Annotated in this window: 22 protein-coding genes and 1 pseudogene; 14 read left to right on the top strand and 9 right to left on the bottom strand. The window is 64.3% G+C overall.

What is annotated here, in order from left to right; genetic code table 11:
* Positions 1-59: 59 nt before the first annotated feature.
* On the bottom strand, positions 60-1,274 hold the full coding sequence (locus tag IPL79_13625; GenBank protein ID MBK9072024.1) for a radical SAM protein: 1,215 nt from the start codon (positions 1,272-1,274) through the stop codon (positions 60-62).
* Positions 1,275-1,306: 32 nt separating this feature from the next.
* Positions 1,307-2,218: a hypothetical protein gene (locus IPL79_13620; GenBank protein ID MBK9072023.1), complete on the bottom strand. Its 912-nt coding sequence runs from the start codon at positions 2,216-2,218 to the stop codon at positions 1,307-1,309.
* A gap of 90 nt (positions 2,219-2,308) precedes the next feature.
* On the opposite strand from IPL79_13620, the gene IPL79_13615 reads away from it, so the two are divergent.
* Positions 2,309-3,553, top strand: coding sequence for a hypothetical protein (locus tag IPL79_13615; GenBank protein MBK9072022.1), 1,245 nt, complete (start codon positions 2,309-2,311; stop codon positions 3,551-3,553).
* Positions 3,554-3,575: 22 nt separating this feature from the next.
* On the opposite strand, the gene IPL79_13610 is transcribed toward IPL79_13615, so the two are convergent.
* On the bottom strand, positions 3,576-4,289 hold the full coding sequence (locus IPL79_13610; GenBank protein ID MBK9072021.1) for a class I SAM-dependent methyltransferase: 714 nt from the start codon (positions 4,287-4,289) through the stop codon (positions 3,576-3,578).
* Positions 4,282-4,560: a PqqD family protein gene (locus tag IPL79_13605; GenBank protein MBK9072020.1), complete on the bottom strand. Its 279-nt coding sequence runs from the start codon at positions 4,558-4,560 to the stop codon at positions 4,282-4,284. The genes IPL79_13610 and IPL79_13605 overlap by 8 nt, the downstream gene beginning before the upstream one ends.
* Positions 4,561-4,595: 35 nt before the next feature.
* On the opposite strand from IPL79_13605, the gene IPL79_13600 reads away from it, so the two are divergent.
* From IPL79_13600 to IPL79_13555, 10 genes and pseudogenes are all read left to right on the top strand, one after another.
* The gene (locus tag IPL79_13600) at positions 4,596-5,654 is read left to right on the top strand and encodes a nucleotidyltransferase family protein (protein ID MBK9072019.1); all 1,059 of its coding nucleotides are present in this window, start codon (positions 4,596-4,598) and stop codon (positions 5,652-5,654) included.
* A 139-nt stretch (positions 5,655-5,793) separates the two neighbouring features.
* Positions 5,794-6,489, top strand: coding sequence for a hypothetical protein (locus IPL79_13595; protein MBK9072018.1), 696 nt, complete (start codon positions 5,794-5,796; stop codon positions 6,487-6,489).
* Positions 6,490-6,494: 5 nt separating this feature from the next.
* The gene (locus IPL79_13590) at positions 6,495-7,805 is read left to right on the top strand and encodes a hypothetical protein (protein ID MBK9072017.1); all 1,311 of its coding nucleotides are present in this window, start codon (positions 6,495-6,497) and stop codon (positions 7,803-7,805) included.
* A gap of 24 nt (positions 7,806-7,829) precedes the next feature.
* Positions 7,830-8,882 (top strand): Gfo/Idh/MocA family oxidoreductase, encoded by a 1,053-nt coding sequence (locus tag IPL79_13585; protein ID MBK9072016.1) that lies wholly within the window; start codon positions 7,830-7,832, stop codon positions 8,880-8,882.
* Positions 8,883-8,893: 11 nt separating this feature from the next.
* A complete protein-coding gene (locus IPL79_13580; GenBank protein MBK9072015.1) occupies positions 8,894-10,138 on the top strand; it encodes a glycosyltransferase in 1,245 nt (414 codons plus the stop codon).
* Positions 10,139-10,154: 16 nt separating this feature from the next.
* Complete coding sequence (locus IPL79_13575) at positions 10,155-11,294, top strand: aminotransferase class I/II-fold pyridoxal phosphate-dependent enzyme (GenBank protein MBK9072014.1); 1,140 nt, start codon at positions 10,155-10,157, stop codon at positions 11,292-11,294.
* A 32-nt stretch (positions 11,295-11,326) separates the two neighbouring features.
* On the top strand, positions 11,327-11,497 hold the full coding sequence (locus tag IPL79_13570) for a hypothetical protein (protein MBK9072013.1): 171 nt from the start codon (positions 11,327-11,329) through the stop codon (positions 11,495-11,497).
* A 30-nt stretch (positions 11,498-11,527) separates the two neighbouring features.
* Entirely contained in the window at positions 11,528-11,887 is a 360-nt protein-coding gene (locus IPL79_13565) for a S24/S26 family peptidase (protein MBK9072012.1), read from the top strand.
* A 20-nt stretch (positions 11,888-11,907) separates the two neighbouring features.
* Positions 11,908-12,321: pseudogene (locus IPL79_13560) on the top strand (molybdopterin-dependent oxidoreductase).
* A 34-nt stretch (positions 12,322-12,355) separates the two neighbouring features.
* Positions 12,356-13,912 carry a molybdopterin-dependent oxidoreductase gene (locus IPL79_13555; protein ID MBK9072011.1) on the top strand — a complete coding sequence of 519 codons (1,557 nt, stop codon included), beginning with the start codon at positions 12,356-12,358 and terminating at the stop codon, positions 13,910-13,912.
* A 2-nt stretch (positions 13,913-13,914) separates the two neighbouring features.
* Here IPL79_13555 and IPL79_13550 read toward each other — a convergent pair whose 3' ends face one another.
* Positions 13,915-14,832 (bottom strand): hypothetical protein, encoded by a 918-nt coding sequence (locus IPL79_13550; GenBank protein MBK9072010.1) that lies wholly within the window; start codon positions 14,830-14,832, stop codon positions 13,915-13,917.
* A 218-nt stretch (positions 14,833-15,050) separates the two neighbouring features.
* On the opposite strand from IPL79_13550, the gene IPL79_13545 reads away from it, so the two are divergent.
* Positions 15,051-15,419 (top strand): DUF1801 domain-containing protein, encoded by a 369-nt coding sequence (locus IPL79_13545; GenBank protein ID MBK9072009.1) that lies wholly within the window; start codon positions 15,051-15,053, stop codon positions 15,417-15,419.
* Here IPL79_13545 and grxC read toward each other — a convergent pair.
* From grxC to IPL79_13525, 4 genes are all read right to left on the bottom strand, one after another.
* Entirely contained in the window at positions 15,416-15,685 is a 270-nt protein-coding gene (gene grxC / locus IPL79_13540; GenBank protein ID MBK9072008.1) for a glutaredoxin 3, read from the bottom strand. The genes IPL79_13545 and grxC overlap by 4 nt on opposite strands.
* Before the next feature lie 274 nt (positions 15,686-15,959).
* On the bottom strand, positions 15,960-16,163 hold the full coding sequence (locus tag IPL79_13535) for a hypothetical protein (GenBank protein MBK9072007.1): 204 nt from the start codon (positions 16,161-16,163) through the stop codon (positions 15,960-15,962).
* 120 nt (positions 16,164-16,283) lie between these two features.
* Positions 16,284-16,778: a hypothetical protein gene (locus IPL79_13530; GenBank protein MBK9072006.1), complete on the bottom strand. Its 495-nt coding sequence runs from the start codon at positions 16,776-16,778 to the stop codon at positions 16,284-16,286.
* 10 nt (positions 16,779-16,788) lie between these two features.
* A complete protein-coding gene (locus IPL79_13525; protein MBK9072005.1) occupies positions 16,789-17,562 on the bottom strand; it encodes an OmpA family protein in 774 nt (257 codons plus the stop codon).
* Between the two features lie 71 nt (positions 17,563-17,633).
* Here IPL79_13525 and IPL79_13520 point away from each other — a divergent pair, with 71 nt between their 5' ends.
* Positions 17,634-19,067, top strand: coding sequence for a sigma-54-dependent Fis family transcriptional regulator (locus tag IPL79_13520; GenBank protein ID MBK9072004.1), 1,434 nt, complete (start codon positions 17,634-17,636; stop codon positions 19,065-19,067).
* Positions 19,064-20,182, top strand: a complete 1,119-nt coding sequence (gene murG / locus IPL79_13515; GenBank protein ID MBK9072003.1) for an undecaprenyldiphospho-muramoylpentapeptide beta-N-acetylglucosaminyltransferase — start codon at positions 19,064-19,066, stop codon at positions 20,180-20,182. Before IPL79_13520 ends, murG begins: the two co-directional genes overlap by 4 nt.
* Positions 20,183-20,186: the final 4 nt, after the last annotated feature.

Raw genomic sequence — 20,186 nt, 5'->3', positions numbered from 1 at the left:
GCCAAGCGCACCCAGTAATTGTGATTTATTCACGATGTTCCCCCACGAAAGTGCAAGTCTCAAAGTACGCGCAACCCCTTGGGGCGGCGCTTGCTAGCGATTGGTGCGGATGTCGTCGATTCGCCAAGGTGGCCTGACGTGCGCGTGCGTTCGCCATGTTGACCATCGGCATCGACCCGGCTCCATGTTGGCGGCATCGCCGTCTCGGTCGCCGCAATAAGGCCCTGTTCGCGCAACGTGTCGCGCACCGCGACCGCATGGCGGCACGCCTCAAGCGATGGTCCCGCGATGGCGCCTTGCTCGACCAAGGCCATGCCGTGACAGCGCTGACAATAGGCGCGAAGCTCGCATCGATTGCACTCGGCGATCGATGCCCACGTGAGGTGCCTCACCTCGTCGAGCGCCTTTGAGCCAAACCAAATCTCCGCAAAGGCTTGCTGGCGCAAATCGCCCACGGGCATTGGCAAGGCGTTGCACGGCCACACCTGGCCCTGCGGGTTGATCGAAACCGACTGTTGGCCGGCGCGGCAGGGCGAATGCTCGAGTGGGCGCAGCGACTCGCGCGCGGCCGCGTCGTGGCCGGCATACGTTTGCGCGAGATACTGCTGCATGGTTTCGCCATAAAACGTGCGCAGCGTCGACTCGCGCATGCGCAGATTGACTGGCGCTTGCTCGCCCGTCTCCATGGCGGTGATCTTGGCGTCGAACGCGTATTGCGCGCCCATCGCGGTGGCGAGTTTTGCCAGCTCGTCCAGATCGCCGGCATTTGTCTCCATCACCGGTGCCTTGAGCACCACCGGAATCTGCCGCGCGATCAGGCGCTTTGCCGCCGCGACGGTGCGCGCCCACGAACCCTCTTGCCGGGTGACGCCCTCATGCAGATGCGGCGTCGCGGCGTAGAGCGACATGTCGACCTGCAGCGGCCGCATGGTTGCCAAAAAATCGGCGCGCTTGTCGGTCACGTGATGGCCCGTGGTGAGCAGCTTGATCGCAAAGCCGAGCTCGTGCGCCCGGCGCAAGATGTCATCGGCGTCGCGTCGCATGAAAAACTCGCCGCCCATCAGCGTCAAAAACAACACGCCCGCGTCGGCCAATTCGCCGAGGATGCGCGCGACCTCGTCAAACGACAGCTCGTTTTTATCGACGTGCTCTTGATAGCAATGCGTGCACGCGTAGTTACAGCGATCCGTCACCTGGAAGGTCGCCGTCACCGGTGCCTTGGCGCGAAACGCTCGCTCGGCGAGCAGGTCGGCGGCACCCTGCGAAATCTTCACGCTGTAAGGATAGAGCGCATTGCCGGGCTGGACTATGACGATTGTCGCGAATCCGCCGCCGGCGGGCTCAGGATTGGCCGTAATGGGGTCGTAAGCTCAAATTCAAGGGCATACACCGGCACCTCGGCGCACAAACGGGCGGCCACGCCCAGCACGGCCTCGGCGGTGCCAGGTAACCCGGTGTAAACCAAGATGTGCTTCATCACCTCGCGCAAGGCCTCGCCAGCGGGCATGCGGCGCTTGCGATGAGCGGGGGCTTGTATAAGCATGTGCACCGCGGTCAGCGGGAGCGACGCGCCATGCGGGAGCCCGGCGGCACCCAAGAACGGCGCGACGACGAGCGACCACGCCTGTCCTGGCGCGCGCGGAGACTGCAGCAGCAGCAGTTCGTCGGCGAGCTTTTCGAGCCCCTCGCGCGTCGCGAGCAGCTCGGAAATCGTGCTCTTGCCGGCGCCGCTTACGCCCGAAAACACCAAGGCCGCGCCGCCCAGCTTCACCGCCGACGAATGCATTAAGATCGCGCCCGTGCTCGGCAGTGCCGCAGAAATCGCGATCCGCAGACAGGCCTCGAGGCTATTGGCGCTCGGGCCGACGGTGAAGCGGGCGACATAGCGGCCGTCGGCGCCGCGCGAAATCTCGCCCCACGCGTCGTAGCGGCGCAGGCGCAACGCCGTCTGCGCCGCGCCGCCAGCTGCCGCCCGCTCGCGCGCAAAGGCGGGGAATATCTCGTCGGGCGCATGCGCCGCCGGCAGCGCCGCGAGACGCTCAATCTCGATCACCAAATCGGGCACGTTTTTCCACGATGGAAAACGCGCATAGCCATGCCACAACCCCGCGAGCGCGCCCGGGTTGAGTTCGCGCAGCTCGATTTCGAGATTCGACAGGCACAGCCGGCGCATCGCCGCGACGGTACCACCATCGCTCGGGGCGGGGACTGCCGTCACCTGCGAGGCCGGCGTGGCCTCACCCGTGGCCGCCTAACTAAATGAAATCATTCGCGCTGTCTTGGCGTACGCGTTGCATTACCCTCTGGGATGCAGCGCCAATCCCGTCGACCGCGACCTTCTAGTCACCACGCCACCTCAGCCTTGGTCGCGCTCGTCGCTACCGCGGGCCTTGGCATTGCCGCCTCGGCCTGCATCGACCCGGTCGAGCAAGACGACTCGCACCTCTACGAGTGGGAGGACGAAGACGGCGACAAGTCTTTCGGCATGCCGCCGTGGCTTTCACCGCAAAAACTCAGCGTGTGGTTCACCATTCCACCCAATACCTGGCTCTACAAGAGCGGCCTGGTCGACGTTTACACGACGCGGCAAGAGCGGCTCGTCATGAGCGCCTCGCTGGACTCGCTGACCATCGACGCACCCTTGTTTATCGACGTGCTGGGGCCCATCAACGAAGAGCTCGATGAGGTTCGCTACGACTTCGCCACGGGCGTCGTCACCGTGACCTTTCGTTCATCAGAATTTGGCGGCCTCAATTGGCAGTCCACGATCCAAACAAAACTGCAGGAACTCGTGACCAACACGGTCAAGGGCACGCGCATGTCGGCGCGCGGCTATAACCCCGCGACCGATTCCAATATTTCAGAAACCCTGTCGTCGATCGCCGGCGGCTTCCTGGGCGACGCGCAAAGCGGCCGCAGCGGCCCGTTGTTTGACCTCACGCGTGCCGATCAGCTCGGGGTGCAGGCTACCTTTTTGCTCACCGAAGATAAAAATGTCAATGAAACCGGCACCGACGGCGTGCGGCTATTAAAAGATCACTACCTCCAGATCGAATCGAGCAATGCCTTTCAATGGCCAGAAGGCAGCAATCTGCAGGCCGTGATCGACGCCACCACGCCAACTGAAATCATCGCGGCGTTGGGCATTGATGCGCTTAGCCTGCGCTCCTACCAGCTCGATCAATACGACCGCCCCGCGGCTGGCACCGGCATTATGGTCATCTCCAAGGGCAAGCCCGTCGCGCTGCTGCAAGACGTGAAGATCGATGGCGACGCCATTGAGCTCCATAAATGGTTTCTCGCGGGGCCGGCGTTAAACGCCGCCATCACCGAAAAAATATTCTTGGGGCTGTTCTTTGGCAAAGATCCCGCAACCGCCGAGGCGCGCGCCACCTCGAAAGGCGGCATCATCAAGGGCCTCGTCAGCCACAAGTTGGAAAATGGTCTAAGCGTCGCGTTGCGCCGCCTGATCTACAAGCATCGCGACGTGATCACCGGCATCGATCTGCCGCAGGCGCTGCGCATGACGCCGCCGCCGCCAAAGCAGAACTAAGACACGGACTCGGGGCCGCCGCTTACGGCCGCTTGATCAGCCGCGTTACGACATGCGACCACGCTGGCAGCGCGCACGGCACGGCGATGACATAGGGCGGTATGCGCAGCGGCCGCCAACAGGCGCTGGTCACTTCCGCAAAGCCCGCGCCGCGTGCCGCGGCCTCCCAGCTCGCGAGCGTCTCGATCTCGCGCACGTGCACCAAATCGCTGGCCTCGTAGATTGACGACAACCGATGCATCACGATGTGGTTGAGCGACCAGCGCTGCCGCAACGGTAGCTTCGGCGCGCGATACTGATGCACAAAGGCCTGGCCGCCAGGGACGAGGACGCGCCACACCTCGGCAAACGCGGCTTCCCAGCGCAGATAGCGAAACACGCCCTTGGGCGCGACGACGACATCCACGCTGGCATCGCGCACCGGCAGCGCGTGGGCATCGCCAAGGCGCAAGTCCATTGCGGCAAGCCCAGCGTCGCGCCGCGTGTCGTCGTGCGCGCGCGCCTGCGCCACGTCGAGCATGCGCGGTGACGGGTCGACCCCAATGCGCTGTGGTGCGCGCACCTGCGAGAGAAATCGCCCCGTGCCGACGCCGATCTCCAGCACGACGCGCGCGGCATTGGCCGCCCGCAGCATGTCCGCCTCGATGCGCGCAAAGCGCCGCACGCTTATCTCGTCGCCGTGCCACGCATCGTATTGATGTGCGACCGCGTCGTAGCCGAGGTCGACCTCAGGCAAGGGCAACCAAAATACCCCGCGCCACCAGATCATCCATGCAGCGCGCCGCATCGGCCAGCGCGGTGTCGAAGGTGACGTCAAACTCGTCACATAACGCGGTTGCGGCTTGCGGCAGGGTTAGGCCACTCGCCGCCGCAACCCACAAATGCGTCGCCGTGGCGTTGAGCGAGTGCAGCTTGTTGTTGTCCGGCGTAATGACGAACGCCTGGCCATCGACGATGCGTCCGGCCGTCAGTGGATTGCGGCGATAGGTTGCGGTAGAAACGTCCACGGCGCGAGGGTAGCATGGGCGCGCGCCGCCGCACCATGTCGTCGTTAAGCGTCCCACGTGCCGATGAGGTGTTGTCCGTGCTGCGGACGGTGGCCGCGAAGCTGCAGCTCGGTGCGCTGACTAGCCAGCCGCGCGAGCCGGCGTCGTGGACGCTGTCGCCGGCGGCGCTGCGCCTGGTGCGTGAGCACATGCTTGGGCCGCTGGCGGCGCGCGCCGGCTTGGCGCAATGCCGCCGCGATGCGATCGCGAATGCCCTGCTTTGGGACGTCCGGCGCGAGTTGTGGCGCGAGGTAGTCGCCGCGTTTGCAAAGCGCGGCATCGCCGCGGCGCCGATTAAGGGCATGGCCTATGCGCTCGACCTCTACGACGATCCGGGCTTGCGGCCCATGTCGGATATCGATGTCTTGGTGCCCGCAGATGCGTTTAACGCCGCCTGCGAGGTGCTTGGGGCCAGCGGTTTTGCACATACCGGCGGCGTCCATCAGCGCGCGTCGTCTCACCATGCCATGACCTTCAAACGGCGCGGCGGCGCGGCGAGCGTCGGGGTTGCCATCGATCTGCATCGCCATATCGCGCATGCAGATCGGACGGGCTTAAACGCCGAGGCGTGGTGGGCGCGCGCGATCGATCGCGGCGTCGACGGTTGGCAGCTTGCGCCGCTCGACGCGTTGTTGCTGCACATCGCGCACATGGCTCGCCACGAGTTTTATGTGCCCTTGGTCAATGTCGTCGATGGCGCGTTGCTTATGAGACATTGGCAAGCCCAGACGGTGGCGGCCGGTGCCTTAGAGCCGACGTGGGACGACTTGCGAGACGCCGCCGCGAACGCGCGGATGGCACGGATGTTCAGTGTGTGGCGCTACATCACTCAGGCCACGCTGGGGTTGCCCACCCAAATAGACGCGCGGCCGCGTTCGCTGCTAACCCGTTTGTGCACTCCGGATCTAAACCGCATGGCTGTCGCACTTGCGCCCACACGACCTCTGCAGGTAGGGCAAAAAATCGCACTATGCCAAGGTCCCCGCGAGGTGGTGGCACTGGCCCTGAGCGTCGCTCGGTCAGCTGGGCTTGCTTGGCGTGTGAGGCTACATTAGGGGGTGCTGTCGTCGTCGCTCCCGCCCTCTGGAGAGGGACAGACGTGTGACCAAGGTTGCAATCCTTATGACGAATGTTCGCTACAAGTTGACCGAACCCGTGTCAGTATGTAAATTATCGACATTGTAGGATTTTCTTATGAAACCACTGCGTGACCCAATGCGAATTCTGGCGGCGACCATCATCATGGGCTCGCTCGCCGTGGGAGGCGCTGGCCAACTGTTGGTTGCCCAGCCAGCCCCCGCGCCGGCGCCAGTGGTCGAACCTGTCGTTGCAACGCCTGAGGTCGCACCGCCGGTTGCGCCGCCAGTCGTAGCGCCAGTCGTAGCGCCGGTCGTGGCCGAGAAGGCCAAGCCGACGATGGGCCTGTCGGCAAAAGAGATCTCTAAGCAAGCGGCGCAATACAGCAGCGAAATGCAAAAAATGCTGCGCCGCATTCTCCAACTGCAAGCCCAAGCGCGCAAAGACAAAGACGTCATCAAGCTCAATTGCGTCAACGATCGCCTCGTCGTCGCCAAGCAGCTCCTAAATCTGGCCGACATCGCGACCATCGCGCTGACCGAAGCCACCGCCGCCGAAGATATTGCAGAGCAAGAACACCAACTTGGGCAGCTGCAAATTTCGCATGAGAAAGTCGCCGGCCAACGCGACGATGCCGAGACCTGTCTTGGCGAAGAAATCGTCTTTGTCGGGCCCAATGCCGTGAGCGTCACGGGCCTGAACTCCGACAATAATCCAACCGACGACGATGATCTGATCGCCGATAACTCGGGCGACACGGATCACACGCGTCTTGAGGGAACGGTATACGCTAGCCCGTTTGCGCCGCTGTAACCCAAATGAAGCGCCTCGGATCTTTCGTACTCGCCGGGCTAGGCGTGATGGGGTTGGCGTTCGCGCCAGGCCAAGCCGAGGCCCAGGTTGCCTCGCTGGTGCCTGCGACTGACGTGGAAGGCCCCGGCATCTCGGTTGGCGATAGCCTGGTTTTGCACCCGGCGGTCGAGGCCGAGGCTGGCTATATCAGCAACGTCTTCTACCAGGACGCGGGCGCGATAGGCGCGGGCATCATGCGCCTTAGCGCCAAGCTCGACCTGGCGTCTAAAAAAATCGCGACCGAAGAGTCCTTTGATTTTGAGGAGCCGGCCAAAGACGCGGCGCCGCGCGACGTCGAGATGCGCGTCGGCGCGCGCCTTACGTATGAAGAAATGTTGTCGGATCGCGCCACCGTGCGCGATCAGCGCAACCTGAATTTCGACATCGACGGCGAGTTTAAGTTTCGCCCAGGTCGGCCGCTGTCGTTCCAGCTCGACGAGCGCTTGCTGCGCGATATTCGGCCGCGCAACTTTGAGGACAACTCGTCAACCGCGCGCCTCTCCAATCACCTCATCGTTGGCGCGACGTGGGCGCCGGGTGGCGGCGCGATTTGGGGACAACTGCGCTACGAGAACTACCTCGACATCTTCGAGGCATCCGAGACGCAATTTGCCAATCGCATGAATCACACCATCGGCCTGCAAGGGAACTGGCAATGGCTGCCGTTTACGCGCCTGTTTGCCGATGTTACCTATGGTTTCTTTGGGCCGATCGGCTCGACCGATCTCAATGGCACGCCCTACAAATCGAGCTCGCAACCCATCCGCGGCGTCGCGGGCATTGCGACCAAGCTCTCTGAATCGATGACGATCAAGCTGCGCGCGGGTTGGCAGTACGCGGGCTATTCGTCTGGGCTTGGCTACAACGCGCCGGTGGTTGGGCTCGAGTGGGGCTATCGGTACTCGGAGCGCGGCGGGCTAACCCTCGAGTACGAGCTCGATCGCTTCGACTCGGTGAATGCAAATTTCTATCGCGATCATCGCTTCGACGCGCGCGCCGTTCATCTGCTCGGTCGCATCCAGCTAAGCGGCGGCGTCGCGGCACGGCTTCGCCGCTACGGCGGCATCCCGGTGCATATCGGCGCGCCGGTGCGCGACGACTTTGTGTTTAGCTTGGTGGCGCGCGCGGGCTACACCTTTGGCGAACGCTACGCGCTGACGCTGCAGTACCTTGGCACGGTGGTGACCACCGAGTATCGCTCGGTCTACCAAGGCTTTAGCGACGACCCGAGTTTTGGCCGCGACGAGGTCATGCTGGGGCTTCGCGCCGCCTTCTAGTCTAGCCTGAGCAGAACCGGCGCCATGTCCCGCATTTCCATCGCTGTCATTGGCACGGGAACTTGGGGGCTAAAATACGTCGCGACGTTGGCAGGCCACCCAGATTTTTCGTTGCGCGCGGCGTGCGATCTCGACGAGCGTGCGCGCGCCGAGGCCACCGCGCACTTCGCGGCGGCTGGAGGCGCGGGCCAACTTGCAACGACGCGAGACCTGGACGCCGTCTTGGCCGATCCGCGACTTACCGCGGTGGTGATCGCGACGCCCGCGGCGACGCATGTCGCCTTAGCCACCGCCGCGCTCGCCGCCGGCAAGGACGTGCTGATCGAAAAGCCCGTCGCGCAAACGCTCGTCGAGGTGGAGACGCTCGCCGCCGCCGCCAAGGCGCAAGCGCCAGCTCGCATGGTTATGGCGGGGCATCTGATGCGCTATGCGCCGGCCTTCCGGCAGTTAATGGCCGCGGTGCATGTGGGCCTCGTCGGCGACGTGGTGCATTGCGAGATCGAGCGCTCCAACGATGGCGGCGTGCGCGTCGATGAAGATGTCATTTGGAGCCTTGGCACGCACGATTTTTCGTTGCTCGCGGCCATGTTGCGGCGCGCCCCCGAGAGCATCGAGGCGAGCAACGTCGCGCTGGATGAAGCGACCAAGACGTTGGCCCAGGTGGCCTTGCGGTTGGCGTACGCAGATGGCCCGACGGCGAGGTTGTTTCTATCGCGGCTGGGCGGGCGCCGCGTGCGCAGTTGGGGCGTGCGCGGAACTAAGGGGCAGCTCGCCGTGGTTTGCGATGAGCATGGCGCGCTGACGACGTTGTATGCCGCGGGCGAGCCTGTGGAGGGCGCGGCGCCGGCTTGGCAGCCGCTGCCGGCGGCGCAGGCCGCGGGCGATACGCCGCTGCGCCAACAGCTTACGCATTTTGCGAGGGCCATCGCGACGCGTATTTCGCCGCTGACGGATTTAGTTGAAGCGCGCGAGGTTGTTGACGCGGCGTTGCGAGCACAGCAGGCCGCCCGCGCGGCATATGCGCGTAAATGGCCGGGCAGCGAATTTGCCAGCGCCGGCGCCAACACGACGCCATGATGGAGCCGGCCGTGGCAGCGTCTCCGCTGGCGGTGTTTGTGATCACCAGCGCGAGCAGCGCGGAGTTTTTTCGCGGCCAGCTGCGCGAGCTGGTGCGCGCAGGCGTGCGCGTCATCCTGGTCAGCAGCGATGACGACAGTGGGGCGTCGGCCGCCGATCTCGCGGCGGCGGAAGGCGCGCAGTACGTCGTGGTGCCTATGCGCCGCGCGATGTCGCCATGGGCGGATCTGCGCGCAATTAGCCAATTGGCGCAGCTATTTCGCGCTTGGCGGCCGACGTTGGTCGACGGCTCAACGCCCAAGGCCGCTTTGCTCGCCATGCTCGCCAGCAAGCTGGCGCGGGTGCCGGTGGCACATCACACCCTACGTGGGATTCGCCATGTCACGCTGCGGGGGCCCAAGCGCTGGCTCACCTTTGCCGCGCAATGGCTGACCTGTCGCCTCGCCGATCATACGCTCGCGATCAGCCCCTCGCTGGCGCAACAAGCGGTGGCGCTGCGGTTGGCGGCGTCGCGCAAGCTTACCGTCCTGGGTGCCGGTTCGTCTCATGGCGTGGAGCTGCGTTACTTTGATCCGGCGCGCCACGCCGTCGCCGGGCGCGAGCTGCGGCGGCAGCTGCTCGGCACGGCGATCGGCGCTGAGCCCGACGCCGACGCCGTCATCGTCGGCTATTTCGGCCGCCTTGCGCGCGATAAGGGCCTTGCGACGCTAGCGCAGGCCTGGGCGCAGCTCGCGACATCGCCGCGCTTCCACTTGTTGTTGGTTGGCAATCACGACGCGACGGATCCGGTGGATGCCGCCGCCTGGGGGGCGCTTTGTGCGCAGCCGCGCGTGCGTTGGCTGCCACATCAGCGCGACCTCGGTGCCAGCTACGCCGCGGTGGACATGCTGGTGCTGCCCTCACATCGCGAAGGCTTTGGCAACGTGCTGATCGAGGCAGGCGCCATGACTTTGCCGGTGGTGGCCAGCGATATTGTCGGCTGCCGCGACGCGGTGATCGACGGCGAGACGGGCACGCTGGTGCCACCAGGAGATGCGGGCGCGTTGGCCAAGGCGCTCGCGATCTACGCGCACCAACCGCAGCTTCGGGCCCGCCACGGCGCGGCGGCGCGCGCGCGCGCGATGGCGGCGTTTGATGCCCGGCACGTCGCCGCGCGGTGGGTGGCGTACCTCGGCGCGCGGTGCGGGGTATCGGTGCCCCCCGCGCCTACCACCACGATCGCCATCGATCGCGACGCGACTTGGCGCGATAATTGATTATAGTAGACGCGCCATGGCCCGCCTTCATTTGTCCCCGCCGCACCTCGCGGGCACCGAGGCCGCCATGGTGGCGGAGGCCCTCGCGTCGAATTGGATCGCGCCGCTCGGCCCGCACGTCGACGCCTTCGAAAAAGAATTTTCGGCCGCGTGCGGCGGCGGCCAGACGCTTGCGCTCGCCAGCGGCACCGCCGCGCTCCACTTGGCGCTGCTGGCGCTTGGCGTAAGGCGCGACGATTACGTGCTTTGTTCGGATATGACGTTTGCCGCCAGCGCCAACGCGATCGCCTATGTCGGCGCGCGGCCCGTCTTTATCGATTGCGACGCGTCGTGGACGATGTCGCCAGCGCTGCTGGAAGAGGCGATCATGGCGCTGCGCGCGCGGGGCGGGCGCATCGGCGCGGTGCTCGCCGTCGACTTGTATGGCCAGCTTTGCGACTATGCCGCATTACGCGAGATCTGCGCGCGGCATGGGGTGCCGCTGGTGCAAGATGCGGCCGAGGCACTCGGCAGCCAGTGGCGTGAGAGCACAGGTGCGTGGGTGCCCGCCGGCCTTCAGGGCGAGCTAAGTGTTTTTTCGTTCAACGGCAACAAGATTATCACCACGAGCGGCGGTGGCATGTTGATGGCGGCTAGCGCCGAGCAGCTCGCGTTTGCCCGCAAGTTGTCGACGCAGGCGCGCGAACCGGCGCCGCACTACCAGCACGAACACATCGGCTACAACTATCGGCTAAGCAATTTGCTCGCCGCGGTCGGCCGCGCGCAACTCGCCGTGCTTGGCGAAAGGGTCGCGCGCCGCCGCGCTATACGCGCGCGCTACGCCGCTGCCTTAGCCGACGTGCCAGGCCTCAGCTTGCTTTCAGACGCCCCATGGTGCCGCGGCAATGCCTGGCTGACCTGCCTTGTGATCGATCCGACAGTTATTATGGTCGACCGCGAGCACATTCGCTTGGCGCTGGAGGCCGCCGACATCGAATCGCGCCCCCTGTGGAAGCCCATGCATCTGCAGCCGGTGTTTGCCGGTTGCGAGGTTTTTGGGGGGGCTTATGGCGCGCGGCTATTTGACACCGGTTTGTGCTTGCCTAGCGGCAGCAGCATGAGCGACGGCGACGTTGACCGCGTGGTGACCACCCTGTTGGCGGCCCTAAAACCGTAGCCAGGCCCGGTGTAGCGTGGTAGGCTTATGCTGTGAGCGATACACCAAGCAGCAACAAGCCAGGCGCCGTGCCGCCAGCTCGCATCAAGCGACCGTACGAAGCGCCCGCCGTGGTGAGCGAAGAGGTCTTTGAGACCTTGGCGTTATCGTGTGCCAAGAGCAATCCGCTGGTTTGCCCCGGCGGCAACCCAAATCGCAGCTAAGCGTTTGCGCGCTGGCGCTGCTAGACAAACATGACGCTCCAGACTTCGCTCGTGCTGGCGCAGCTGGCACAAGGCCACCGCGTCGCGGTTACCTGCGCCGGTGATTCGATGTCGCCGACCATCGCGCGAGGCGAGGTGGTGACCGTGCGCGGGGTGCGCCACCGGCGCGAGGTGCGGCGCGGCGACGTCATTCTTTTTGCACTCGCCGATGGCACGCTGCAGATGCACCGCGTGGTGGCAAAACTTGGCAACTGGGTGTGGCACCGCGGCGACTACTACGAAAGTCCGAAAATCGGACGAGTGCGATGGGCCGACGTGCACGGCGTAGTTTTCGGCTATAGTGAGCGCCTATGGCCGAGCCCAACGTCGTCGCCAGCGCCTGTCCGCTAGATTGCCCCGATACCTGCGGGCTGAGCGTCACCGTCAACGCCGAGGGCACGCGCGTCACCGAGGTCGATGGCGACAGGCGTACGCCGCTGACCGACGGCTTTATCTGCGGCAAGGTGCGCAAGCTCGCGGACCATCTCTACTGCCGCGAGCGCTTGGCGACCCCGCTCATTCGCGTAGCGGCCAAGCGGCTCGAGCCGCCGGCCGATCACGCGGCCGCGCGCGCGCAGTTTCGCGAGGCGACATGGGATGAGGCCATGAACCTCATCGAGGCCCACATTCGCGCGGCGATCGCTGAGCATGGCGCGCAGGCAATTGTGCCGTATCACTATGGCGGCTCAAACGGTTGGCTCACCGAGGGTGCCTTGGCGACGCGATTTTGGCGGCGCCTGGGCGGGCGCAGTGTCTGCGCACGCTATGCGCCAAGCCGACCGGCGAGGCGCACGAAAGCCTTATGGCGGCGTCCCCGGCATGGCGATCGAGGACATGGAGCACAGCCGCTTCATCGTGCTCTGGGGCATCAACCCGTCGGCCACCGGCATCCACACCGTCCCCGTCATCGAGCGCGCACGCGCCCAGGGCGCAAAGCTCGTCGTCATCGATCCGCGTCGCATTCCACTCGCCGCGCGCGCGGACTTTCATCTCGCGCCACTGCCCGGTACGGACCTGCCGCTTGCGCTTGCGATGGCCAACTACATGTTTGAGCACGGCCTGAGCGATGCCGCCTTTCTCGACGAGCACGTCAGCGGCGTCGCCGAATTTCGCGCCCGCGCCGCCGCATGGCCGCTGGCCCGCGCCGTCGAGGTTACCGGCGTGGCAGCGGAGGATATCGCCGCCGTGGCGAGGGCGTTTGCCACCACGAAACCCGCGATGATCCGCTGTGGCTACGGCGTCGAGCGCAATCGCAACGGCGGCAGCGCGGCGGCGGCGATCTTGGCGCTGCCGGCGCTCGTCGGCGCGTTTGGCGCGCCCGGCGCCGGCTTTCTCATGAGCAACGGCAAGGCCGATTGGGGCGTTAGCGCCGAGGGCGGCATCGCCGAACCGTTGCCAGCGCCATCCACCACGCGCCAGCTCAACATGGTGGCGCTCGGCGAGGCGCTGACGCAATGGCAAGATCCGCCGGTGCGCGTGTTGTTTAACTATAACTGCAATGCGCTCGCAACCGCGCCTGATCAAGAGGCCGTGCGTCGCGGCCTGGCCTCGCGCGACGTCTTTGTCGTCGTACACGATCAAATCATGACCGACACGGCGCACTATGCCGACGTGGTCTTGCCGGCGACCTCGTTTCTCGAGCATCGCGAGGTGCGGCGCGGCTATGGCAACATGCGTCTGTTTGACAGCGAGCCCGCGGTGGCGCCGTTTGGCCAGTCACGCAGCAACAACCAGATGTTCGCCGAATTGCTCGGGCGTTTTGACCTGGTTCGCGGCGGCGACGCCATGACCGATGAAGATCTCGTCGATGCGATCTTCGCGGCCTCGCCGCGCGGCGAGCGCCTCAAGCAGGCGATCGCGCGTGACGGCGTCGCGACGCCTGTGGTCGCGAATCCCGTGCTGTTTGCGGGCGCGTTGCCCAAGACGCCAAGCGGCAAAATTGAGCTCGTGCCGGCGGGGCTCGACGCCGCGGCGCCGGGTGGCCTGTATCATTATCGCAGTGCGCAAGACGTTGACGCTGCGGCGACCAACCATCCGTTCACGCTGATCTCGCCGGCGCTATCGACGCAGATCACATCGACGTTTGGCCAATTGCGCGAGCATCAAGTGCCGGTGCAAATCGCGCCGAGTGATGCCGCCGCGCATGGCATCGCCGATGGCGACGAGGTGCTCTTGCAAAACGAACTCGGCGTCATGCGCGCCATTTGCGAGGTTGCAAGCGAGGTCCGCCCGGGCGTGCTGGTAGCGCCCAAGGGCATGTGGGCCAAGCACTCGCGCAATGGCCGCACCACCAACGCCTTGGTACCGGCAACCCTCACCGATCTAGGTGGCGGGGCTTGCTACAACGACGCCAGGGTGTCTATTCGCAAGGCGTAACGCTATTCGGGGACGCTAATTTTTCTAAATCCATCGAGAATGATGAAGTCGCCGTCAATAATGATTGCGCGGTAGAGTCCCGGCGGGTCGTCATGCCCACCAGGCAGACGCATGACGCTGTCAGCGAGGGTGGCAGCATCGACGTGGTCATTGGCGGTTACGCCTAAGTCTTGCCTGAAATTATCGACGTCAGAAAAGTGATACGTGGTGACCGAATGCACAAGAGTTGCGCCTGAAAATACAAAACCTGCCGCTCCTGCTTTATCAACAGCGGTCAGCCCGATGGAGTTGGGCGCATAGTGGCGGTGAGCATCCCGCAACGCAAATTTGACCGGCCCATAGTCCTGGCCCGGACGCCCTATGTCGCCGCGCTCGAGCATTTCCTCAATCATCATTTCGCCAAAGGCTGCAAACCTGTCGGGCATATAGCCGAGGTAAACCTCCTCACCGGCCAGCGTGAGCGCGTCGGCATTGTCGACGATTAGCGGGACATCCGAGGTTAGCGCGGTCAGGTAGACGTCTGCCCCTTCGGCCATGTATACGTCTGGCGCAGCGGCGAGACGCTCAATGCGCATCGTCGTAAGCTCGCGGAGGCTGGAGAGCATGGCATCGCTAGTAATCGCAACAGGACAATAAGCGCCAACTTCGCCCGGTGCCGCGCTAGGGCAGCGTTCGGAAAAAAGGTCAGCTCGTCCAGCCTCGACGTCGTCTTGCGAAAGGACGCGTAACTGATAGGACATGCGGTCCTCAGAATGGTGCAGGCCCACGCGCAGCTCGCGCCAAAGCTGGGCCTTATCCTCGTCTGGCGCCCCCTGCGACGAATCAGCTATATCGACGCAGGCTCCGGCGGATGCCGTGAGGCCGGCAGCGAGCACGATGCTGGGAAGCGAAGACCTCGGTTGTTTCATGATGAGGTCCAATAGTGCAACGGCCATGCCATGGGCGGCCAACCAAGTCCTCAATGAATCAAATAGGATAGAGGCCATCGCGAGCGCCTAACTAGCGCCTAACTAGCGCCTAACTAGCGCCTAACTAGCGCCTAACTAGCGCCTATGGGGCGCGATCACCCCTTAGGCTCCCGCCCTGGAGGGCTTGCTAGCCCTATCCACCGCCGCCTCGCTGGCCGTACCATGGCGCGATGAAGGCACTCAAAACCGCCGACGTGGGGGCGTATATCGCCGCGTTTCCGCCCGAGGTGCGGCGCATCTTAAAACGCATTCGGGCAGCCATTCGCACCGCGGTGCCTAGCGCCGAGGAGTCGATTAGCTACGGCATGCCCGCCTACAAATTGAACGGCAAGGCGCTGGTATACTTTGCCGGTTACAAAAAACACGTCGGCTTTTATGCCACGCCAACTGGCCATGCCGCGTTTAAAAAGCAGCTCGCCGTTTACAAGCAGGGGCGCGGCTCGGTGCAGTTTCCGCTCGATCAGGCGATTCCCTACGATCTGATCAAGCGCATCGCCAGCTTTAGGGCCAAGAACGTAGCGCGTCCCAACGTGCGCTAGGCCGAATCGTTAGCTGCGATAAGCTTGGCGAGCGCGCCACCGCGATGCAGCGCAGCCAAATCGTCAAATCCGCCAATGGCGCGCCCGCCAATAAATATTTGCGGCACGGTTGTGCGCCCGGTCTGCTGCACGAGCCATGCGCGCACGTCCGGCTTGCCAGTTACATCGTGTTGCGTGAAGGTGACCTCGAGCTTGCGCAACAACGCCAGGGCCGCCCTGCAATAGCCGCAAGTGCTTGTCGTGTAGATCTCAACCTTGGCCGCCATGCGCTAATTGTACCTCGCTGGCCGAATTTGGCGAGTCGGCCACCGCTGGGCCTGCCCGATTGGCGCGCTAGCCAGAATTGCCTAATCTAAGACCCGAAATAGCGGAGGACAGAACGCGGACACGCTAGTGTCCGAATGCTGGAATCGTGCGCTTGTGTTTCGTAAGAGCCAGGCCGCGCCAACTCATGCACGCGCGATGCCGAGGCGCAGCCGTCTGGCTGTAACGAGGCTCGCGAAGCCGTACACCGAAATTTACCCACCCAATGCGTTCTGTCTAGCTTTTGCAGCGCGACTTGTCTTTGGCGGCCGCCTTCAGCGCCTTGTCGAGTTCGCCGGCGCGCTTGGCGAGGCTTGAGCTGGCATACTTTTGCAGCAACAGTCCAAAGTACGTGCGCGCCTCGGTACAGTGCTTCATCTTTTCGGCCGCCTCGCCGGCGCGAAACAACGCATCGTCGGCGAGCTGGCTGGTGGCGAACATGTCGTACACGCGGCGATACTCGCGGATGGCGGAGTCGAAGTCATCTTCGCGAAAATACGCTTCGCCACGGAAATAGATGGAGTCATCTGCGCGCTCGTGGCTTGGAAACGTTAGCGCCAGCTAGCGATAGTGTTCGCGGGCTTCCGCAAATTTTTTGCCCTCAAAGGCGAGCTTGCCTGCGGCCCACAAGTCTTCCGCGGTGAGCGCCGCGCCGGTTGGCGCCTTGCCTTCGAGCACAAACAGCCGCGCCTCCATGGCCGCCAACTTGGCCTCTTGCGCCTTGATGGCATCGACCAGCTCGGCGGTGGCTTGCTCACTCTTGGTTAACTGGCCGCGCATGATCCGCAGCTCATCGCCGGTGGTACGCAGCTCATCGCCAAAGTCTGCGGCGTTGCGTTTGAGCAACTTGGTGGCCTCTTCGAACGCCGAGCGTTGCTCGGTGAGTTGCGTGAGCAAATCGGATTCGACCTTCGCGTTGAGGGTGGTGACGTCACGGCGCAGCGCCGCGCCTTCTTTTTTGGTGGTTACCCAGAAGCAGCCGGTGAGGCTGGAGGCGAGCAGCACGAGGGCGAGGGTTGTCAACAAGCGCGCGCGGGCGGGTGAAAGCGTACTCATGGGCGCCTTCCTACTTCCAGGTGAATTCGACGCGGCGATCTTTGTCGGCGCCGGCGCCGCTGGCTTGCGTTTCACCCTTGGGCACCACCTGCATCCGCGTCGGATCAATGCCGAGGCGCGATAGGTAGTCGGCGACCGCGGCGGCACGGCGTTCGGAGAGCGCGATGTTGTACTCGTCGGTGCCGCTGTCGTCCGTGTGGCCAAAGAGATAGATCTGCTTGCCCACCGACGTTTCGAGGCATTGCGCGTTTACACCTAACTTGTCGCGCTCGGTGGTGGCGATGGCGTCGTCGTCGTAGGCGAAGAAGACCGTCGAAAGCTCGCAACTGCCGGCGACCGCGGCGGCGGGGCTCCACGCCTTTTGACAACGGCGCTCGACGCAATCCTCGTCGTCGGCACATTGATCGTCGCTGGTGCACGCCTTGCTGCGGACGCACAAGCCGCTCTTGCAAGCGCCGCCCGCACCGCAGTCGGCATCCGCATCGCACATCTGACAGGTGCCATCGATGCAGCTGCCGGTCGTGCAATCCGTATCGGTCTTGCACGAAACGGCCGTGCAGGCGCCGGCCTCGCACGTCTTGCCATCGCCGCAGTCGTCATTGCTCTTGCACATCTGGCACACGCCATCGCGGCAGATCTTGCCGTCGGTGCAATCGACGTCGCCCTTGCACGTCGGGCCCTTCGGTTTCTTGCACGCCGCCGCCGTGAACATCAGCAGCGTCGCCAAAAGGACAAGCATCACCCGCGGTTGGCCGCGGACGATGCGCAAAGAGGCTCGGAACATCGCACCCATAGCGCTGCACACTACTGGCGATCTTGGCGCGAGTCAATGCGATTTTCCCCTTAGATAATGGTATGTTAGGTCAAATGGCGCGCAATGCTTTGTTGGTCGTCGACGACGAGCCGAACATCCTGTCGTCGGTGCGCCGCGCGCTCGAGTTGGAAGGGTATAAGGTGATCATCGCCGATAGCGCGGCGGCGGCGCAGGCGAGGCTTGCGCAGGCCGAGGCCGATATGGTGTTGCTCGACATTTCGATGCCGGGCATGAGCGGCATGGAGCTGTTGCCGTTGCTGCGGCGCGACTATCCCGAGCTGCCCGTCGTGATGATGTCAGGTCATGCGACGGTGGAGACGGCGGTGGCGGCAACCAAACTCGGCGCCCACGACTTTATCGAGAAGCCGCTCTCGACCGACAAGCTGCTGCTCACGGTCAAAAACACCCTGGAACTGGCGCGGCTGCATCGCGAGAACGCGCGGCTCCACGCCAAGCTAACCGCTGACCGCTCGATGATCGGCAGCAGTCCCAACATGCGCGCGGTCGCAGAAAAAATCGCCAAGACCGCGCCCACCATGGGGCGCGTGCTTATCACCGGCGAAAATGGCACCGGCAAAGAGCTGGTTGCGCGCGAGATTCACCAGCAATCGCGGCGCGCCGGCGCGGCATTCATTAAGCTCAATTGCGCGGCGATTCCCACCGAGCTCATCGAGAGCGAGCTGTTTGGCCACGAGAAGGGCGCGTTTACCGGGGCGACCTCGGCGAGGCGGGGCAAGTTCGAGCTCGCCGACGGCGGCACGCTTTTTCTCGATGAAATAGGCGACATGAATCCCGGCGCGCAGGCCAAGGTCTTGCGCGTGTTGCAAGAGGGCGAGCTCGAGCGGGTTGGCGGTGGCGAGACGATCAAGGTCGACGTGCGCGTGATCGCCGCAACCAACAAGCAGCTGCCGCAAGAGATCGCCGCCGGCCGCTTTCGCGAAGACTTGTTTTACCGGCTCAATGTGGTGCCGATCGAGCTGCCACCGCTGCGCGAGCGCAAGCAGGATATTGCGAACTTGGTCGAACATTTCGTGGCCGCGGCCTGTCGCGATCATGATCGCCGCGCCAAGCAAATTCTCCCCGGTGCGGTGACCTTGCTCATGCAACACGACTGGCCGGGCAACGTGCGCGAGCTGCGCAACGTCGTCGAGCGTCTGGTGATTTTAACCGACGAGGCGGGCGCGATTGGCGAGGCCGATGTCGTGGCGGCCTTGCCGGGCGTGCGCGCGGCGGTTGGCGATGGTGCCGGCCGTTTCGCGCGCCAGGTGGCCTTTCGCGAGTTGGTCGCGGCTGCCGAGCGCGATATCATTCTCGCCGCGCTCGAGAGCAACGACTACAACGTGTCGAACACCGCGCGCGAGCTGCAACTCGAGCGTAGCCATCTCTATAAGAAGATGCGTTCGCTTGGCGTCGATCCACGCGCCGAGGCCGGCGACGAAAGCGGAGATGCCAATGAGCAGAGTGAACCGACATGAGCGATAGCCCCTCGCTCAAGGTGATTATCGCGGGCGGCGGCACGGGCGGGCATTTATTTCCCGGCGTGGCGATCGCCGAAGAGCTGCGGGCACGTGGCGGCGCCACCGAGGTCACGTTTGTCGGCACCGCGCGAGGCATTGAAGCGCGGGTGTTGCCGCCGCTTGGATGGCCCCTTGAGCTCATCGACGTGTCGGGACTTAAGACGGTTGGGCTGCGCGGCATGTTGCGAGGCCTGCTTAGGCTGCCGCGCGCGCTGTGGCAATCGCTGCGGCTGTTGCGCCGATATCGGCCGCATGTGGTAGTTGGCGTCGGCGGCTATGCATCGGGCCCGGTGGTGCTGGCGGCGTGGCTGATGCGTATTCCAACCGCCATTTGCGAGCAAAATTCGATTCCCGGGTTTACCAACAAGCTGCTCGGCAAAGTGGTCCGCCGCGTGTTTGTCGCGTTCGCGCAGGCTGGCACGTTCTTTTCGCCGCAAAAAACGGCGCAGGTTGGCAACCCGGTGCGCATGGACATGCTGCGCCGATTGGCGGCGAGCGCCGCGGATACGGTGGAGGCGCGACATGACCGCACTCGTCCCGCGGCCATCTTTGTTTGCGGCGGCTCGCTCGGCGCAACCGCCGTCAACGAGGTCGCGTCGCGTGCGCTCATCGAGTTGGCGGCGCAGCAGGCAATCCGCATTGTGCATCAAACCGGCAAGGCGGACGTCGAAAAGATTTCCGCGCGCTATCGCGACGCCGGCGTACATGCCGAGGTGCACGAATTCATCGCCGACATGGCGACGCAATACGCCGCGGCCGACGTGGTGATCGGCCGCGCCGGTGCAACCACGGTGGCCGAATTGGCTATTGTCGGCAAGCCAACGATATTTATCCCGTTCCCCTTTGCCGCCGACAATCATCAAGAGCACAACGCGCGCGAAATGGCCGACGCGGGCGCGGCGCTGATGTTTCGTCAGGCTGAGCTGACGCCGAGCGCGCTGGCTGCGGCGGTGGCGGGCTTACTCGCCGACGAGGCCGCGCGCGATACCATGGCCGCCAAGATGCGCGCCTTTGCCAAACCAACCGCGGGCGCGGAGATTGCCGCGTGGTGCGCCGCGCAGGCGCGCGCGTAAAGAA

It is taken from the genome of Myxococcales bacterium (genome assembly GCA_016716835.1).
Taxonomy (GTDB): Bacteria; Myxococcota_A; Polyangia; order Haliangiales; family Haliangiaceae; genus JADJUW01.
The sequence above is the reverse complement of the archived record's forward strand: the minus strand, read 5'-3'. Positions and strand labels throughout refer to the sequence as shown.